9 protein-coding genes are annotated in these 15,791 nt (G+C 71.0%); 1 reads left to right on the top strand and 8 read right to left on the bottom strand.

The genetic code is table 11. The features are described from left to right. The first annotated feature begins 2 nt into the window (after positions 1–2). Positions 3–1,511 (top strand): MFS transporter, encoded by a 1,509-nt coding sequence (locus DC008_RS12705; RefSeq protein WP_108707081.1) that lies wholly within the window; start codon positions 3–5, stop codon positions 1,509–1,511. A 129-nt stretch (positions 1,512–1,640) separates the two neighbouring features. Here DC008_RS12705 and DC008_RS12700 read toward each other — a convergent pair whose 3' ends face one another. The 8 genes from DC008_RS12700 to DC008_RS12665 all read right to left on the bottom strand — a co-directional run bounded on the left by DC008_RS12700 (position 1,641) and on the right by DC008_RS12665 (position 15,728). Continuing rightward, positions 1,641–1,943, bottom strand: a complete 303-nt coding sequence (locus tag DC008_RS12700) for a hypothetical protein (protein WP_108710671.1) — start codon at positions 1,941–1,943, stop codon at positions 1,641–1,643. A gap of 116 nt (positions 1,944–2,059) precedes the next feature. After that, positions 2,060–2,926: an LLM class flavin-dependent oxidoreductase gene (locus DC008_RS12695; protein WP_108707080.1), complete on the bottom strand. Its 867-nt coding sequence runs from the start codon at positions 2,924–2,926 to the stop codon at positions 2,060–2,062. Between the two features lie 190 nt (positions 2,927–3,116). Further along, a complete protein-coding gene (locus tag DC008_RS12690; protein ID WP_108707079.1) occupies positions 3,117–3,326 on the bottom strand; it encodes a hypothetical protein in 210 nt (69 codons plus the stop codon). Positions 3,327–3,522: 196 nt separating this feature from the next. Beyond that, positions 3,523–3,768 (bottom strand): hypothetical protein, encoded by a 246-nt coding sequence (locus DC008_RS12685; protein ID WP_108707078.1) that lies wholly within the window; start codon positions 3,766–3,768, stop codon positions 3,523–3,525. A gap of 182 nt (positions 3,769–3,950) precedes the next feature. Next, positions 3,951–5,813 (bottom strand): DUF1998 domain-containing protein, encoded by a 1,863-nt coding sequence (gene drmB, locus DC008_RS12680; protein ID WP_108707077.1) that lies wholly within the window; start codon positions 5,811–5,813, stop codon positions 3,951–3,953. Further along, positions 5,810–9,067, bottom strand: a complete 3,258-nt coding sequence (locus DC008_RS12675) for a helicase-related protein (protein ID WP_108707076.1) — start codon at positions 9,065–9,067, stop codon at positions 5,810–5,812. Before DC008_RS12675 ends, drmB begins: the two co-directional genes overlap by 4 nt. Beyond that, positions 9,064–10,968 carry a UvrD-helicase domain-containing protein gene (locus DC008_RS12670; protein ID WP_208645854.1) on the bottom strand — a complete coding sequence of 635 codons (1,905 nt, stop codon included), beginning with the start codon at positions 10,966–10,968 and terminating at the stop codon, positions 9,064–9,066. Before DC008_RS12670 ends, DC008_RS12675 begins: the two co-directional genes overlap by 4 nt. After that, a complete protein-coding gene (locus DC008_RS12665; protein WP_425276539.1) occupies positions 10,965–15,728 on the bottom strand; it encodes a DEAD/DEAH box helicase in 4,764 nt (1,587 codons plus the stop codon). The genes DC008_RS12670 and DC008_RS12665 overlap by 4 nt, the downstream gene beginning before the upstream one ends. Positions 15,729–15,791: the final 63 nt, after the last annotated feature.

Genomic DNA, 15,791 nt, shown 5'->3' with positions numbered 1-15,791 from the left:
CCATGAGCACGGCACAGGCCGAGATCGGCCGCACGATCACCACGGACATCCCGGCCAGACTCGACCGGCTGCCGTGGTCCCGCTGGCACTGGACCATCGTCATCGGTCTCGGCACCGTCTGGATCCTCGACGGCCTCGAGGTCACGGTCGTCGGAAACATCGCGCCCCGGCTGTCCGAACCGGGCAGCGGACTACCGATCACCTCGGGCCAGGTCACCGGCCTGGCCGCCGCGCTCTATGTAGCCGGAGCCTGCCTCGGCGCCCTGTTCTGGGGGCGGCTGACCGACCGCTGGGGCCGGAAGAAGCTCTTCATGATCACGCTCGCCGTGTATCTCGCGGCGACCGCGCTGACCGCGTTCAGCTTTCACACCTGGTGGTTCTTCCTGTTCCGCTTCCTGACCGGCTTCGGCATCGGCGGTGAGTACGCGGCGATCAACTCCGCGATCGACGAGCTGATCCCGGCGAAGTTCCGCGGCCGTGTCGACCTGATGATCAACGGCAGCTTCTGGCTGGGTGCCGTCGGCGGCGCCCTGCTGTCGATCGTCGCCCTGGACACCGCGATCTTCGCCGCGGACGTCGGCTGGCGGCTCACCTTCGCGCTCGGCGCCGTCCTCGCCCTGGTGATCCTCCTCGTACGACGGCATGTCCCGGAGAGTCCACGGTGGCTGCTGATCCACGGCCGCGACGACGAGGCGGAACGGATCGTGTCCTCCATCGAACGGAAGGTCGAGGAGGGCCGCGAGGAGCCGCTGCCGCCCGCCGAGGGCGAGATCACCATCAAGCAGCGCCGCAGCGTGACGTTCATGGAGATCGGCCGCACCGTCTTCGCCAAGTACCGCCGGCGCGCCACCCTCGGCTTTGCCCTCTTCATCGGCCAGGCGTTCCTGTACAACGCCATCACCTTCGGCTTCGGCGCGATCCTCACCCAGTTCTTCGACGTGCCGAGCGGCAACACCGGCTACTACTTCGCGGTGATCGCGGTCGGCAACTTCCTCGGCCCGCTGCTGCTCGGCCGGCTGTTCGACACGGTGGGCCGGCGCGTGATGATCTCGTCGACGTACCTGCTGTCCGGGATCCTGCTGTTCGGCACGGCCTGGCTCTTCGACCAGGGCTCGCTCAGCGCGACCACGATGACGGCGTGCTGGTGCGCGGTGCTGTTCTTCGCCTCGGCCGGCGCGTCCAGCGCCTATCTGACGGTGTCCGAGGTCTTCCCGATGGAGACCAGGGCCATGTCCATCGCCTTCTTCTACGCCCTGGGCACCGCGGCGGGCGGCATCAGCGGCCCGCTGCTGTTCGCCAAGCTCACGGAGACCGGCGTGGTCGGCGACACGGTCCTCGCGTTCCAGATCGGCGCCGGGCTGATGTGTGCGGCCGGCCTGGTCGCGGCGTTCCTCGCCGTGAAGGCCGAACGCCGGTCCCTGGAGGACATCGCCCGCCCGCTGTCGGCGGTCACGAAGTCGGCGACGGAGGGGGCACGTCCGGCGGCGGCGCCGGGGACTACGGGGTCGTAGCGGCGTCTGTCCTCGACACACCGGACGTGAGCGAGGCGCCGAGCCCGTCCGGGCCCGGCGCCTCGCGCATGAGTCATCCCCGGCGGTCGGACTGCTGGGGAGGTGAGGTCGCGGAGCCTCGTGTGCGCGTCATCCCCTGCGGTCGGCGACCGCCCAGGACGCGAGGGCGACGGCGCCCGCGACCCCGAAGACGGCCGGCCAGGCGCCGACCTTCCTGGCCAGCGGATGCGACCCGGCGAAGGCGGCGGCGTAGCCGACGGTCAGGGCCACCGCGGCCCGGTCACCGGCCTGCCGCCGCCACTGCTGCGCGGCCGTGGCCCCCGCGACGGCCAGTACGGCCCCGCCCAGCTGCCGCTTCCTGGTCCAGCGGGCCACGCCGTACCCGCCGACGAGCCCGCTCGCGGCGACCACCGCGCTGGGGATCCTCGCCATGTGTCCCTCCAACCGCTTGCGCCGGCCGCTGCTGCCGGCCGTGCTGTAGAGCATGAATCTAACGGGCGGTCCGTCGCGGCCTTCCACCGGCGAGGCCCTCCGCCTCCGCCCCGGCGTCAGAGCACGTCGGCCAGCCGGTCCACCTGGTCGGGGTCGACGCCGTAGCAGTAGAGCATCACCTCGTGTACGCCCAGACCCGCGTAGGCGGAGAGCGCGGCGCGGATGGCGGCCGGGGTGGTGAGCAGCCCCTCGGCCATCCGGTCGGCCATGCCGGTGAAGGCGTAGTAGGCGAGCAGCCGCGACCGGGCGTCCTCGACCACGTCCGCCGGCCCCAAGGCCACATTGACCTGCGCGACCAGCCGGGGCTCGCCGTCGCGGCCGTACGCCGCCCAGAACCGGCGGACGGTGTCGAAGAGACCGCCCGCCCAGGAGGGCGGAGCGGCGGCGAGGAAACCGTCGCCCCAGCGCGCGACGCGCTCGAGCGCGGCGGGCTGGAAGCCGCCGAAGAGCACCTGCGGCCCCCCGGCACGGGCGGGCGCGGGCCCGACCGGACCCGCCCCTTCCCCATACGCCTCACCGGCCCACAGGCGCCGCATCACACCCATCTGCTCATCGAGGAGCCGCCCCCGGCTCCGCAGATCGGTCCCGGCGACGAGATGGTCGTCCTCCCGGCCGCCGACCCCCAGCCCGAGGACGAACCGTCCCCCGGTCATCCGGTCGAGGGTGGCCGCCTGCTTGGCCAGCAGGGCCGTGCCGCGCAACGGGGCGAGCAGCACCTCCGTCTGCACCCGGACCCGGGAGGTGGCACCGGCGAGGACGGAGAGGGCGACCAGGGGTTCGGGGTTGTCGTGGACGAGCCGGTCGAGCAGACCGAGCGTGCTGAAGGGCCCGGCGTCGGCACGCCGGGCCCAGGTGAGCAGAGCGGCGGGGTCGCCGATGGGCAGGCCGAGGCCCACGTCGAGAGCGGTGTTCGCGGTGTTCATGAGGGAGACCTCCGAGTCGAGGGGTCGACAAAGTCGGCTGCCGCCCCTCCTGCACCTCATCGAGGTGGGACGCTCCCACGCTGCGGCGTGTCTCCGGGGAACGTCTCGTCGAAGTGCTCGCACGGTATCCGCCCCGGAATCCGCACGCGAACGATTTACGGCGGCTCAATCCCCCGCATCGGAACGGAACTCAGTCACCCGAATCGGAACTGGAACTCGACCCGGACCCGGACTTGGAAGACCCCATGCCCCGGACGAGCGTCTTGACGACGTCGGCCACCCCCAGCGTCACGGCGGACACCACCCGGACCCACCGCGGCCCACCCCGCGACGCCCACACGACGCAGACGCAGCCCACGACGACGAGCAGCAGAATCCCGGCCAGTACGAGCACACCCATGCGCCCTCCCCTCGTGCGCCCCGGACGGTCACCCCGGGGACTCGGTACGGTCCGCCATCCTCCCTCAGCGGCCCCGGGCACCACCCGCCCGGGTCCGCCGCCGGAACACCGGGCGCGGACGAGGGCCCCGGGCACCGGGCTTGCGCCCAGGCACGGGGCCCTCGTCGGGGTGAGTCGCCTGCTGCGAACGTGCCGCTCAGTGGCCGCCACCGCAGCTGGAACCCAGGTGAGTGTGTTGCGCGCCGGGGCTTCCCTCACCGTTGATGAGATTGCCCCCCAGCCCGTTCAAAAGCCCGACCTCACCGAGGATGTCGAGGTTGAAGTCGTGCGAGTGGCAACCGTCGCCACCGTAGGCGGGCTGCGCGCTGGCCGTGCCGGTGGCTATGCAGGTGAGGCTACCGATCACCGCGGCCGCGAGCGCGGCCCTCTGAAGCTTGCGCATTTCTCCTCCTACGGGTGGTTTCGTCCGAGCGCACACCAAAGATCCGCTTTGCGCTCATCTCGGAGGCTAATCCGATATCCCGCCCCCTGCCGCTCGAGGACTGCCGAACGGGGCATGGGGGTGAGGGGGCATCAGAAGCAGCGGGCTGATGAGGGGCTGACCGGGCATCAGCCGACTCGGCGTCAGTGCGGCAGCAGGGCCGAGAAGTAGCCCACCTCCGGGTCCTCCGGTGTGCCGACGAGCAGCGCGCGGTCCAACAGGATGTTGTTGTGCTCGCAGCTGGTCTCCGGGAGCATCACGCAGGCGTGGCAGGCGGCGAGGTTCGTCCCTCCGGTGCCGGAGGCCTCGGTCTCGACGCACAGCGGGTCCGCCGAGCACCAGGAGGCGCGGCGGACGGCGGATCGCAGCGTGTCCGCCAGCCGCTCGGGCTCTCCCTGGGCGACCAGCCCGCCGAGACTGCCCGCCGAGTCGCTGGTGGCCGTGTAGACCAGCAGGCCCATCATGTCCTCGTCGGCGTAGAGGCGTTCGCGCAGCGCGGCCGCCGGGTAACCGGCGTCCAGGCTCCACTCGTTGATCAGCACATGGGCCAGGGTGTGGAGCAGCACCATCCGGGGACTGGCGGGCGAGGGGCGGACCTGGGTCGGGTCCGACGCCCTTCGCTCCAACAGCCGGCGGTGGGCGGTGCGGAGGCGTGCCGCGCGCTGTGCCACGGCGGGGATGCTCTCCCAGGCGTGGAGCCGGTCCTCGGCCAGCCGCAGGAAGACTCCCTCTCCGCGGACCTCCATGGCGGGGAGCCAGTTCAGGGGCGATGCCGAGAGAGCGGCCTCGGCGGCCTCCGTGGCCGAGTCGGGCTCGGCGAGCCGGGTGAACGCCTTGAGCGCACGGACCTCGCGGAGCTTCTTGACCAACATGGGGCCGGTCACTCCTGTGCCATCCAGGGCGGTCGGGTCACCGAGCGGGCTCTCACAGATGAACTGTTCCTCCCGCGAGCGCTCCCGTTCGTCGTTGCCGGAGCGCAGGCGCTCGTACTCCTTGTTGCGCAGCGCCCGGTAGTGATGGTCGAAGGTGGGCTCCTCGTCTCCGGTGGCGTCCTCCTCCTGCTCCGCGGCCAGGAGTTCCATGACCTCGTCGACGGAGACGGGGCACTCGTCCCCGAAGAGGACCTTGAGGCACATCTCGGCATCGGCCCGGGAGTCCAGCTCGCGCAGGCGTCCCCAGTAGGGGGCCAGGGGGTCCGCCCGACCGTCGCTCCACGGAGGGATGGACAGCGCGGACCGGAGCACGGGCTGCCAGACGGCCGAGGAACCGCGCTGGAGGGTGCGCGGGGTCTGGTCGCAGTGCTCCGCCGGGACGGAGCCGGCCAGCCACGGTCGGGTGCCGCGACACCGCAGACCCAGATCCTTCAGCGCGTTCCTGCGGAAGGAGCCCTCCATCGACACCTCGGGCACTCCACAGCTGCAGGACACCAGGATGGAACGCAGCGAGGAGCTGCGGCCGGACGTGCGCAGGCGCAGCGTGCCTCCGCACTGCCCCGCGGTGCCGGCGCCGCGCCCCGCCGCGCGGTGGACCCAGTGCCAGTACGGGAACTCGTCGAGGTGGCCCGCCTCGCAGGCGATGACGAAGCGCGAGGGGATCAGGTCCGCCTCGCAGGTGCCGCAGACGCTCCGGCCGGGCGGAGGGTTGAAGTCCCGATGGCGACGCAACTCGTCGCACTCGGGACACGAGTGCATCAACGGGAAGCGCCGGACGCGCAGTCCGTCCTTGCTGTGCTCGTCGGAGGCGGGCGGCAGCCGGAAGTGCTGGACGCCGAGGATCCGGGCGAGTCGGCGTTCATGGATCTTCGGCGACTCGTCCGAGCTCCAGTGCTCGTCGGCACCGTCCAGACCCGAGACCACGAAGGACTCGTGGTCGACGGCGATCAACGAACCGACGCCGTACGTGGTGATCGCCTGGGCCCGCCGGACGGCACCCCGGCGCGGCAGGTTGTGGGCGGGTGCCGTGCCACCGGCGGCGGAACGGCGACGGCGTGCGGGGGGCGGGGTCATCGGCTGGCCTCCAAGAACAGGGCGGACTCGGCGTCGACGTCACGCAGGCTCCACAGCGTGGGCCAGGCCTCCGCGTCCTCGGCCTCGTCGTCGTACGGCTGCAGGAGTGAGGGGACGCGGCTGCCCCTCCTCGGTTCGAAGAGCAGGCCGTTGTGCACGTCGGCCTCCGCGCACCACCAGTCGACGAACCCGTCGAACTCCCGGGAGACCTGATCGGCTTCCTCGGGCGTGACGGCTGCGACACGTCGGAGCAGCACCGGCTTGATCTCGTCGCGGATCCGGTGCTCGTACGCCTCCACGTCGCCGGCAGCCTCGTTGGGACGTGCCTCCGGGAGCATGATCCTCGTCAGGGCGACGATCACCGCGTGCAGCCCGCGTTCGCGTGCCCGGGCGGAGAACGGGGTGACGGAGGTCGATTCGACCTCGCGGTACAGCGCGGAGTGGAAGTGCAGGAAGTTCTCGTAGTGGGAGCGGTCGCGTGAGCGGGTCGCGTTGAGCATCACGGCGACCAGACCGGGGTGGGCGCGGCCCACGCGGCTGGTGGCCTGGATGTACTCGGCGGTCGTCTGCGGCTGGCCCATCACGGCCATCAGCCCGAGCCGGTCCACGTCGACACCCACCGCGATCATGTTGGTGGCCAACAGGACGTCCACCACGTCCGGATCGGGGAACCTTCGCTCGATGGCCTTCAGCCGGGCGGGGATCTCGCTGGCGTCGATCCGACTCGTCAGCTCCGAGTAGTTGGCGACGGTACGCACGGTCGTGGCCTCGCGGGCGGCCAGCAGCTCCAGGTAGGCCACCACGTCGTCGTGGACCTGCAGTTCGGCGGCGGACAGCAGACGCAGGCTGTTGAAATAGCCGATCAGACTCCAGTAGGCGTCGCGGACCTCGTCCGAGGTGGTCGCCTGCTTCGCCCGGTGCAACAGGGTCGCGTAGGTGCGGATGAGCAGGGTCGACTGACTGGTGCCGGGCGCGAGGAGGCCGACGTAGCGGCGGCTGGCCTTGTCCTCGCGCGGGGTCTCCACGGCGAACCAGGAGTCCCGGGCGTCCAGTCCGGCCGGCGGGAACTGGCGTACCTCGCGGTCGAAGAGATTGCGGCCCTGGGCGCCGGCGCGCCGGATGGTGGCCGTCGAGGCGATCACCTTGGGACGACCGGCGAGCTCGTCGACGGCGGTCTCGTAGAGCCCGGTCAGGGTCCCGAGGGGCCCGGAGATGAGATGCAGCTCGTCCTGCACGATCAGCGCGGGCGGCGGCGTGGGGTCGTTCGGGTCGTCCCGGTTGAACAGGGCCGCGGTGTCCGGACGCCAGGGCATGGAGGCGAACTTGTCGACGGTGGCGATGACCAGCGTCGGCCGTGCGGCGTACACCGCCTCGTCGATCAGATGGACGGGCAGGCCGTCCGTGAAGTCGCAGTCCGGTCCGGGGCAGCGGACATGCATCCGGCTCGCGTCCTCGTCGACCTCGTAGGCTCGGGCGTCCAGACGGGTGCCGCACCACGGGCACGCGTGCAACTGGACGGGGTTCTTCGTCGCCAGCCGGCGGTCGAGATCCCTGCGCAGTTCCGCCAGTTGGGCCGCCGCGTCCTTCAGCTTGTTCGGAGTGGCCGACTCACCGACCCACATGCCGAGCGAGAACGGCTCGGACCCCAGTTCCGTGAGGTGGTCCTTGCGCAACAGTTCCATGGCGCAGAGGAGGATCGTCGCTCGTTCGAACTGCTGGAGGGTCAACAGGCGCAGCGTGTACCGCATGAGCACGGTGACGCCGCCACCGTTCTCGCCGAGTCGGATCCTGCGCAGGAAGGACGTCAGCGCGATCAGACCGAGGTACGCCTCGGTCTTGCCGCCACCGGTGGGGAACCACAGGAGATCGGAGATCTCCCGATCGGGATGCTCGGGGTCGTCGACACCGGCCAGGCAGAGCAGGACGAACGCGATCTGGAACGGGCGCCAGCGGCCCTCGGACGGCTCGGGGGAGCCGACGCGGCCGCTCTTCACCCACGCGCTGCGAGCCCGCTGTTCGGCCATGGCCCGGTTCGCCAGTCGGAACGCCCGCATCAGGTCGGGCTTGTCGCGGAGGAGGCCGATGCCCGCACGGATCCGGTCCAGTGCCTCCCGGCAGGCGGCGACCTGCTGGGAGGCCGCTTCCTCGTGGAGGCCTCCGATCAGGTCGGCGGCCTCGGCCTCCTTGCGGACGATCCAGTGCTCGTATCCGGTGGCCAACGCCTCCAGCGCGGCGACGACCTCCGCGTCGGGACGCTCGGCCAGACCGAGCATGGACAGGGCGGAGCTGTCGATCTCGGGGTTGGAATCGGTGAGCAGCACTTCCACGCTCGGCACGAACTCGCTCCGGACCTCGGACACACCGGCGTCCTGGGAGTCCGTCACACCGACCGGCGAGGGCGTCCAGTCCCACTCGGCCGCGCAGCCGTGCCCGACGGCGAAGGTCGGCGCGTGCCGGTGCAGCAGGCGACTGGTGGCGACCTCAGGGTCGTGCGCGAGATCGGGCGCGGGGCGTTCGACGAAGGCGCTGGCCCTGTCGGCGGCGCGCACCACGAGCCCGCACTGGAACAGGGAGAAGGCGTCCTGGAGCTCCCGTTCCCCGACCTTGTGGGTGTTGACGAGGGTCACCGTGACGGTCACCGTGCCCTCCGTCGCGTCGGGCCGTCGGACGTTCACCCGCAGAAGGACCCCCTCCGCCAGGTCGAAGCGCAGGTCGGGGTCGGGCGTGGTCACGTCGACCGTGGAGTCGGGCAGCGCGAGTTCCTGGCGACGCCAGTGCTCCTGCTGATCGGAGACCGTACGGGCCTCGGCGCGGCGGGCCGGGACCGGCTTGCCGTCCGCGTCCGTGGGACGGTAGACGGCCGCCCGGGCACTGATCACGACGTGCCGGCTTATGGCGGGTCGGACGGCAAAGGTCAGCCCCATGGACGAGGGGCGACGCGACCCGGCGGCCCCGACCTCCTGCGCGGTCCCGGACTCCTCGACGTCCTCGCGGGTCCGCATCGGGGCGGCGTCCAACCCGTCGTGCTCCGCCTCGTCCTCACGCAGGCGCTGCTCGGCGTCGGCGTCCGCGGGCCGGGGGTAGAGGACACCGGCGAGATAGCGGTCGATCGGGGCGTCCTGAGCCAGTACCTCCTCGCGCTCCTCCGGCGGCGCGTCCGGCGCGGGGCCGAGCAGTTCCCTGCGGAGACCCGCCAACAGTTCCTCGTCCCGCACCCGATAGTGCTCGGCATGCCGGGTCTTCGAATGGCTCATGCGCGCTGCTCCTCGAGGCCGTCCGCACGTCTGTATCTTCCGATTCCGCTGATCCGCGGCGCGATCCACACCCCGCGGTCACCGAGGCCGGCGTTCGCGCCGGCGGCGATGCTGCCCGCGACGGACTCCAGGGCGTCCACCCGCAGGCCGTGGATCTCGTCGGGCCACCAGGGCTCCCACGTCCGGCTGACCTTCTGCACCTGGAACAGCTCCTTGCGGAACCTCTCCGAGGCCTCGCCGATCTCCCGTCCCCGGTGCAGCAGCACGTACGGCGGGCTCTGCGACTCACCGAGCGGCAGGTCGTGGCTCCGCCGCAGCACCACGTCGTGGCCGGGCCGCACCTCCCGCAGGAGGTAGGCCTGGGTGGCGACGGCGTCGCCGTCATGGCCGGGAGGCTGCTCCGCGCAGACGTCCCCGCCCGCGCCGACGATCCCGTACCGCAGGTGGGAGCGCCATCCGCCCACGAACCGGCGACCGGTCTCCCGGCCGCCGACCCGTCGGAACACCGGCAGTGTGGGCGGCTCCACGTGGTACAGGTCCTGGCGGGCGCGCGTCAGCGCCACGTACAGGGCGCGGGCCTCGCCCGGCAGGTCGAGATTCTCCTTGAACTGCCGGCGCAGCTCGGAGACGCTCGGCGGGGCGAGCACGATCACACGATCGAACTCGAGGCCCTTGGCCCGGTGCACGGTGGACACCACGACGCGCTCCGTCTCGGGGTCCGCCAGCTCGTCCGGGAAACGACCGTCGGCGACCAGACGCCGCAGCCGCTCGAGGTCGAGGATGCCTCGACCGGGTCCCCGAGCCACCCGGCGCAGCACGGCCCACACCGCGTCCGTGTTCGGCTCGTACGGCAGGGGTATCTCCGCGAGCAGCCCACGGAACCGGTCCTCGGAGAGCGTCGAGGACTCCGTACGGCGCAGGAGTTCGGCCGCCCAGTACGGGACGGGGCGGTCCTCCAGCGGGCGCCGCAGGCGGTGCGGCACATCGTGTCGGTGCAGGAGGTCCGACACGACGAGGGCCTGCCGGTTGTCGCGGGCCAGCAGTGCGCACGTGTCGGGGAAGTCGCGCAATCCTCCGAGCGTGAGCGGGTCGGTCAGAGGCTTCATGCCGTTCGCCGGGTCGACGAGCAGTTCGCGCATCTCCTCGTAGAGCGTCGCGGCCTCGTCGGCGTCGGTGACGTGCTGGAGACGCGCCCCGTGGGCCAGCGCGAGGCAAGCCTCGGGGGTGACCGCCCGGAAGTTGCGCGTCAGCCGCAGCTCGACCAGGTCGTCCGGGTAGGAGGCACGCAACCAGTCGAAGAACCGACCGGTCTCGTCCGCCCGCTCACCGAGGTCGGAGATCTGGAAGCCGTAGATCGACTGGGCGGCGTCGCCGACCACCGTGAAGCCGCAGCTGTCCTGGTAGCGATCGAGCAGCGTCTCCACGAGATCCCTGCGGTCGCCCAGCAGATCCTGCACCTCGTCGATGACTACATGCGCCGGAGGCACGGCGTCGCCGGCCTCCAGCGCCCCGTGCTCGACGGCACGCGCCGCCGCCTCGAGCCGCTCCAGGAAGGACGTCGCGGCCCACTCCTTGTCCGGGTACGCCTGACGCAGCACCCCGTACGCCCAGGCGTCGAAGGTCTGCGCCCGCACCCGCCGGGCCCGTTCGCCGTGGCGTGCGATCCGTTCCCGCAGCTCCCGGGCGGCGGCCCGGGAGAAGGTGAGCACGAGGATCTCGGTGGCCTCGAGCGTCTCCTCGAGGTCCTCACCGCCGCACAGCGCCTCGAGCCGGCGCACCAGCGTGTGGGTCTTGCCCGCCCCGGCTCCCGCGGTCACCAGGACCCGTGCGTCCCAGGGTTGCTCGACCACGGCCCGCTGTTCCTCGGTGAGCGGCGGGCTGTCGAGATAGGCGTCGGTCACGGACGGCTCCAGAGATGCTCGAACTCGGTGAAGGCGAGCTGGGTGTCGAAGTTCTCGATGTTGTCGCTGACGTTCAAAATCAGGCAGCTGTCCTTGCCGCCGTTCCGGGGTCCGCGCAGACCGCGACCGATCATCTGCTGGTACACGTTCGCGCTGAAGACCGGCCTGGCCACGACCACGGCGCGGGTGGCCGGGGCGTCGAATCCCTGGGTGAGAACACCGTAGTTGGTGAGCACGCGAATGCGACCGTTCCGGAAATTCTCGATACGGGTGCGACGGTCCTGGGCGCTGGTGGTCGAGTCGACGGCGGCGGACCGCACACCGCGGTCGTTCAACATGGCCGCGAGGTACTTGGCGTGGTCCACGGAGGTGGCGAAGAGCAGCGTCGGCCAGTCCTCCGGCAGATCCGCCACCTCGTCGACGATGCGCAGGCTGCGCTCGTGGTCGTCCGCGAGGCGCTGCTCCGCGGAGCGGGACAGCATCGCCATGCGGTCGGCGTGGGTGCGCTCGTCCCGGGTCAGGGCGATCTCACCGCCGCGGAGTGTCCGATGCTCGACCTGGGCGAGCATCCCCCACTCCTGCAGGTCCCGGTACGGATCGCCGGACGGGAAGACGCCCTCGTCGAGGCGGCGGTTGCCGAAGCGGTTGACCAGACGGCGGGTCTCCTCCTCGTTCTTGTTGCGGAAGGGGGTCGCCGTCAGCCCCAGCAGATGCCGGGAGGTCTCGTACTGGGTGAGCCCCAGACGGCTCAGGATCTCGGTGTAGCGCTTGGAGATGGCGGTGTGCGCCTCGTCCACGATCACCAGGGCGGAGTCCCGGAGCCAGGAGTACTGGTCGGTGCCCAGGCACCGCTCCAGCTTGGCGTCCGTGGCCACCACCAGGTGCGGGTGGTCGACGACGTTCCCGACCTCGTTGCCGCTCCACAGCCGACTTATGGTCAGCGGGCGCTCGGCACCCACCTTGCTCCAGACGAACTTCCAGCTCTGGACGGCCTGCTCGCACAGCTCCTCGGTCTGCGCGATCCACAGCAGCGGACCCTCCAGGTCACCCACCCGCTTCACCCAGCGGATCACGGCCTCGGCGGTGACCCGCGTCTTGCCGGCGCCGGTGGGGAGCGACAGCATGCCCCGCTGCGGAGCCAGCCGGTCGAGCATGGTCGAGATGCTCCGGACCAGGTCCTCCTGATAGGCGTGGAGCCTCGGGAAGTCGCGCGGTCCGTCGACGGTCTCGAAGGACGGGGGTGCCGGCGTCCTCGACCCGGCGAACGCGATGGGCAGCCTCAGGTCGGAGACGAAGGCGACGGCGGCGGAGGAACCCGTGTAGCCGACCGGCGCGTTGGGGAAGCGGGCCTGGACGTCCCGTGCGTGCTGCTGGAGCACACCGTCGCCGTGCGCGTTGAACGCCATCTGCGCGATACGACGTCCGGACGGCTCCACACCGCCGGTGGCCCGCAGTTCGGCCTCCGTCAGCCCCTCCGGAAGACCGGCACGCAACGCCTCCGCCCCGACCAGGAGCTCGATCTTGGTGACGACGTCCTCGGCATCCCGTACGGCCTTCAACGCGGCCTGCATGGCGCTGTCCCGTGCCATGCGCTCCTGATGCTCCAGTACCGCCCGGCAGCCGGCAGGGCCGAGACCGAGTCCCATCTCGCGGTCGATGAGGACCAGCATCGGCTCGGCGTCCACCGGGACGCGAACCTTGACGAGGCCCTGCTGGGCGACCGCCTCGAGCGGGACGGCGCGGGTGCCGTTCGGGGTGCGGGTGATCTCCTCCAGCTCCGCGCAGCGTTGCACCAGGGTGTTGCGGTTCCCACTGCTGAGGCGCTGGCGCAGGGCCGGGTACAGCTCGATGAGCGGCACCGGCTCCCCTTCGGGCACTTCGCGGGTCTCCCGGCTGATCACGTCGGAGTAACGGAGCATGCCCCACTTGTCGATCATCAGCTCGGCGTCCTCGGCCGTCGGCACGAGCAGCGCGGGGAGCTGTTCGGCGCGCAGCGCCCGGTACTGGGCGTCGTCGGCGGCCACCGTGATCTCGCCGTCGGGACGGGTGCCCCACAGGTCGCCGATCCGGCACCGGGTGAGCGAGTTCTCGGGGAACTCCGCGCCGAAGCGGGTCAGCATCACATACGTGGCGCCGACGAAGGTGTCGTCCTCGCTGCGGGACACGGCGTCCAGCAGCGCCTCCCAGCGGTCGGACGGTACGTCGTCGATGGTGGTCGGCAGACCCAGCTTGCGTGCCTTCTCCGGCGAGATGTCGGCGACCGGCAGCACGTCGCGATAGGCGGCGAGCTGAGGCCCCACGGCGTCCTTCAGGGGCATGATTCCCCGCGAGGTGGCGACCGTGCCGTACTTGCGGAGCATCCAGCGGATCGGCGAGGGGATCGCCTGCCGGGTGCCGGTCTGGGCGCCGAACTGGCGGGTCCACCGGTCGATCACCGCGTCGTCCGGGAGCGCATCGAGGAAGGCGGCCCGGGACTCCTGGGACAGCCGGGGGAAGAGGTGGAGCGGGCCGCCCATGGCGGCACCCTCGACCTTCATCCGGTTCAGGGTGGGACGGGGCGCGCGGCTGTCGAGGCTGCGCAGGTGGGCGGCGTGGATCGCCTGCCGGTACTCCTCGAACCAGGCCTCGCCCTCACCGGGTTGCACTCCGGTGGTCGGCCTCCCGCGCAGGCCGACCTGGGAGAAGAAGGGCGTGTCGTCGGAGTGGAAGGTCATGTCGACCGCGACGGAGGGGTCCCGCCGCGCGTCGACCACGTCGCCCGGCAGCATGCAGTCCTCGATCGGTCGGAACCGCGCGTCGGCGGTCCGCACGCAGAGGGTCCTGCGGGGCGTGGGCACGCGCTCCAGGACCCTGTGCGCCAGTCGTCGGACGCCGGCCTGACGGAAGAGCTCCCAGAAGCGCTCCCAGTCCGACGGGCGGTAGTGGTCGAATCCCTGGTCGAGGACGCTGACGAACCGGCCCTCGACGTCGGCCTCCCGGATGCCCAGGACGTTCAGGGCATGCGCCAGGGCCGGGTCCTGGGACAGTTCGTCGACGACATACACCAGGGACTCCCGCAACCCGCCCTGGTCGGCCCGGCGGAACACCTTGCCGTGCGTCGGAGCGACCAGGCCGTGCTCCTCCGTGAGCACGATCCGCGCCTTACGGGCCTCCTCGGCGTACGGCGAACGGCTTTCGACCATGTCCGCGAGGATCCTGACGGCCACCGCCGACGCCTGTGCCGTACCGCCGGCGACCAGGGCCTCCAACCACTCTTGGACATCGGCCCTCTTGTGCTCGGCCGCCTCGAGGATGTGCTCGACCTTGCCGGAGCGCAGCGCGTTCGCCTCCACGCTCGGGTGCAGCCAGTCGGTGGGGTGGCCGGGGCACTCGTGCCACATCCGCAGCCACTTCGACAACTGCTTCAGATCCTTGTCCAGCCGGGGATGGATCCGCAGCTGAGTCGGGGCGCGCAGGACGCCGTCCTGGTCGGGCAGCGACGGGGACTTGGCGGTCAGGGCCCAGATGGCACGCGTCAGGAACTCGTCGGCCCAACTGATCGCCTCCTTGACACGGCCCGGCAGCAGGGGGAGATAGGCGGCGGGGTCCTCGGCCGGCGCCAACGCGGGGAGCGAGTCGACGACGAGCTTCGCCGATACGCGGAGCATCTCCTGGTTGAAGGGGGAGGAGTCGAGGAGGTTCTGCCGGTCCTCGTTCGTCTTCCACGCCCCGTTGAGGATGCCGCTCAACGACATCTCGTACTTCGTCGGGAAGAAGGACCAGAACGTGCCGCGGCCCCGCGTCCGGGCGTTGACGTACAGACCGCTCTCCGGGTCCTTCCGCAGGGCGGGGACTCCCCACGCGAGGTCGAGGGCGAGCCGGTCGTGCAGCTCACCCGCGTCCGCACCGGCCTCGACGCCGGGTCGATGGGTGGTGGTGAACACCCGCCACCTGTCCGTGGCCGTGACCTTGCCGGTCCGCTCCTCCACCACGGTGTGCAGGTCGCCCTCCTGGTGCGTGGTGAGGGTGCGTCGCACGACGGGGCGCGGCCTGCGGTCCTCGAGCACGACCTTCGCGACGTGCGGGGAGAAGAGTTGGAAACCGACCGGGAACTCCTGGCGCGGCTCGCCGTGATCCTTGCCGCGACCGCCGTGCATGTCCTTGCCCAGCCGGTCGTCGGCCTTGCGGAGAAGGGGGAGTCGCACGACGGTGGTGGCCCAGGTCAGCAGTTCGTCGAGGACGGGGTCGGCGGCCCGCTCGGCCGAGTCGTCGAGCGGGCGGGCCATGCGCAGGACGGGGGCGGCGAACTCATCGCCGTAGCGCTGGGTCACTCCGGGGACGGCCTTGATCTGCTCGTACGACCATGAGCGGTCGAACCCGAAGCTCCCGGTGCGACTGAAGAATTGCGGGGTGTCCGTCACCACGAGCACCGATTTCACGCCCACTCCGAAACGCCCGATCTGGCCACCCCGCTTGCGCGACATACTCATCCGGAGAATTGTCTCCGCGCCTTCAGGGGTCATCGGATCGCCCTCATTGGCGCAGTACAGATGATTTTCGGTGAGGACGACTTGAATGCGTCCGCCCGGCTCGGCGGCGATCTCGTCGGCAGCGTTCTGGACAAGTTCGAAGAGTTGGCGGTCGCCGTATCCGCCCTGAGTGATACGGCGCTCCCCGTTCGCGTGTTCGGCCACGAGGCCGGCGTCGACGGCATACGTCTGCAGGACGCGGGAGGATTGTTCGAGAACGGTACGGACTACCTCTGAGGATGACGACGACACGGCTCTCCACTCCTGAATGTTCTCGCGGTTCGAGCAAAGTCTTGGGGCGGGCCGGCGGCGGAA

Source organism: Streptomyces nigra, assembly GCF_003074055.1.
GTDB classification, from domain to species: domain Bacteria; phylum Actinomycetota; class Actinomycetes; order Streptomycetales; family Streptomycetaceae; genus Streptomyces; species Streptomyces nigra.
Note: the sequence above shows the minus strand (reverse complement) of the source record. Positions and strands in the feature narration are given on the sequence as shown.

Excerpts from the sequence above, each read along its gene's own strand:
- drmB (WP_108707077.1), bottom strand. The coding sequence starts at position 5,813 with ATGACCCCGCCCCCCGCACGCCGTCGCCGTTCCGCCGCCGGTGGCACG.
- DC008_RS12695 (WP_108707080.1), bottom strand. The coding sequence starts at position 2,926 with ATGAACACCGCGAACACCGCTCTCGACGTGGGCCTCGGCCTGCCCATC.
- DC008_RS12675 (WP_108707076.1), bottom strand. The coding sequence starts at position 9,067 with ATGAGCCATTCGAAGACCCGGCATGCCGAGCACTATCGGGTGCGGGAC.
- DC008_RS12700 (WP_108710671.1), bottom strand. The coding sequence starts at position 1,943 with ATGGCGAGGATCCCCAGCGCGGTGGTCGCCGCGAGCGGGCTCGTCGGC.
- DC008_RS12685 (WP_108707078.1), bottom strand. The coding sequence starts at position 3,768 with ATGCGCAAGCTTCAGAGGGCCGCGCTCGCGGCCGCGGTGATCGGTAGC.
- DC008_RS12705 (WP_108707081.1), top strand. The coding sequence starts at position 3 with ATGAGCACGGCACAGGCCGAGATCGGCCGCACGATCACCACGGACATC.
- DC008_RS12690 (WP_108707079.1), bottom strand. The coding sequence starts at position 3,326 with ATGGGTGTGCTCGTACTGGCCGGGATTCTGCTGCTCGTCGTCGTGGGC.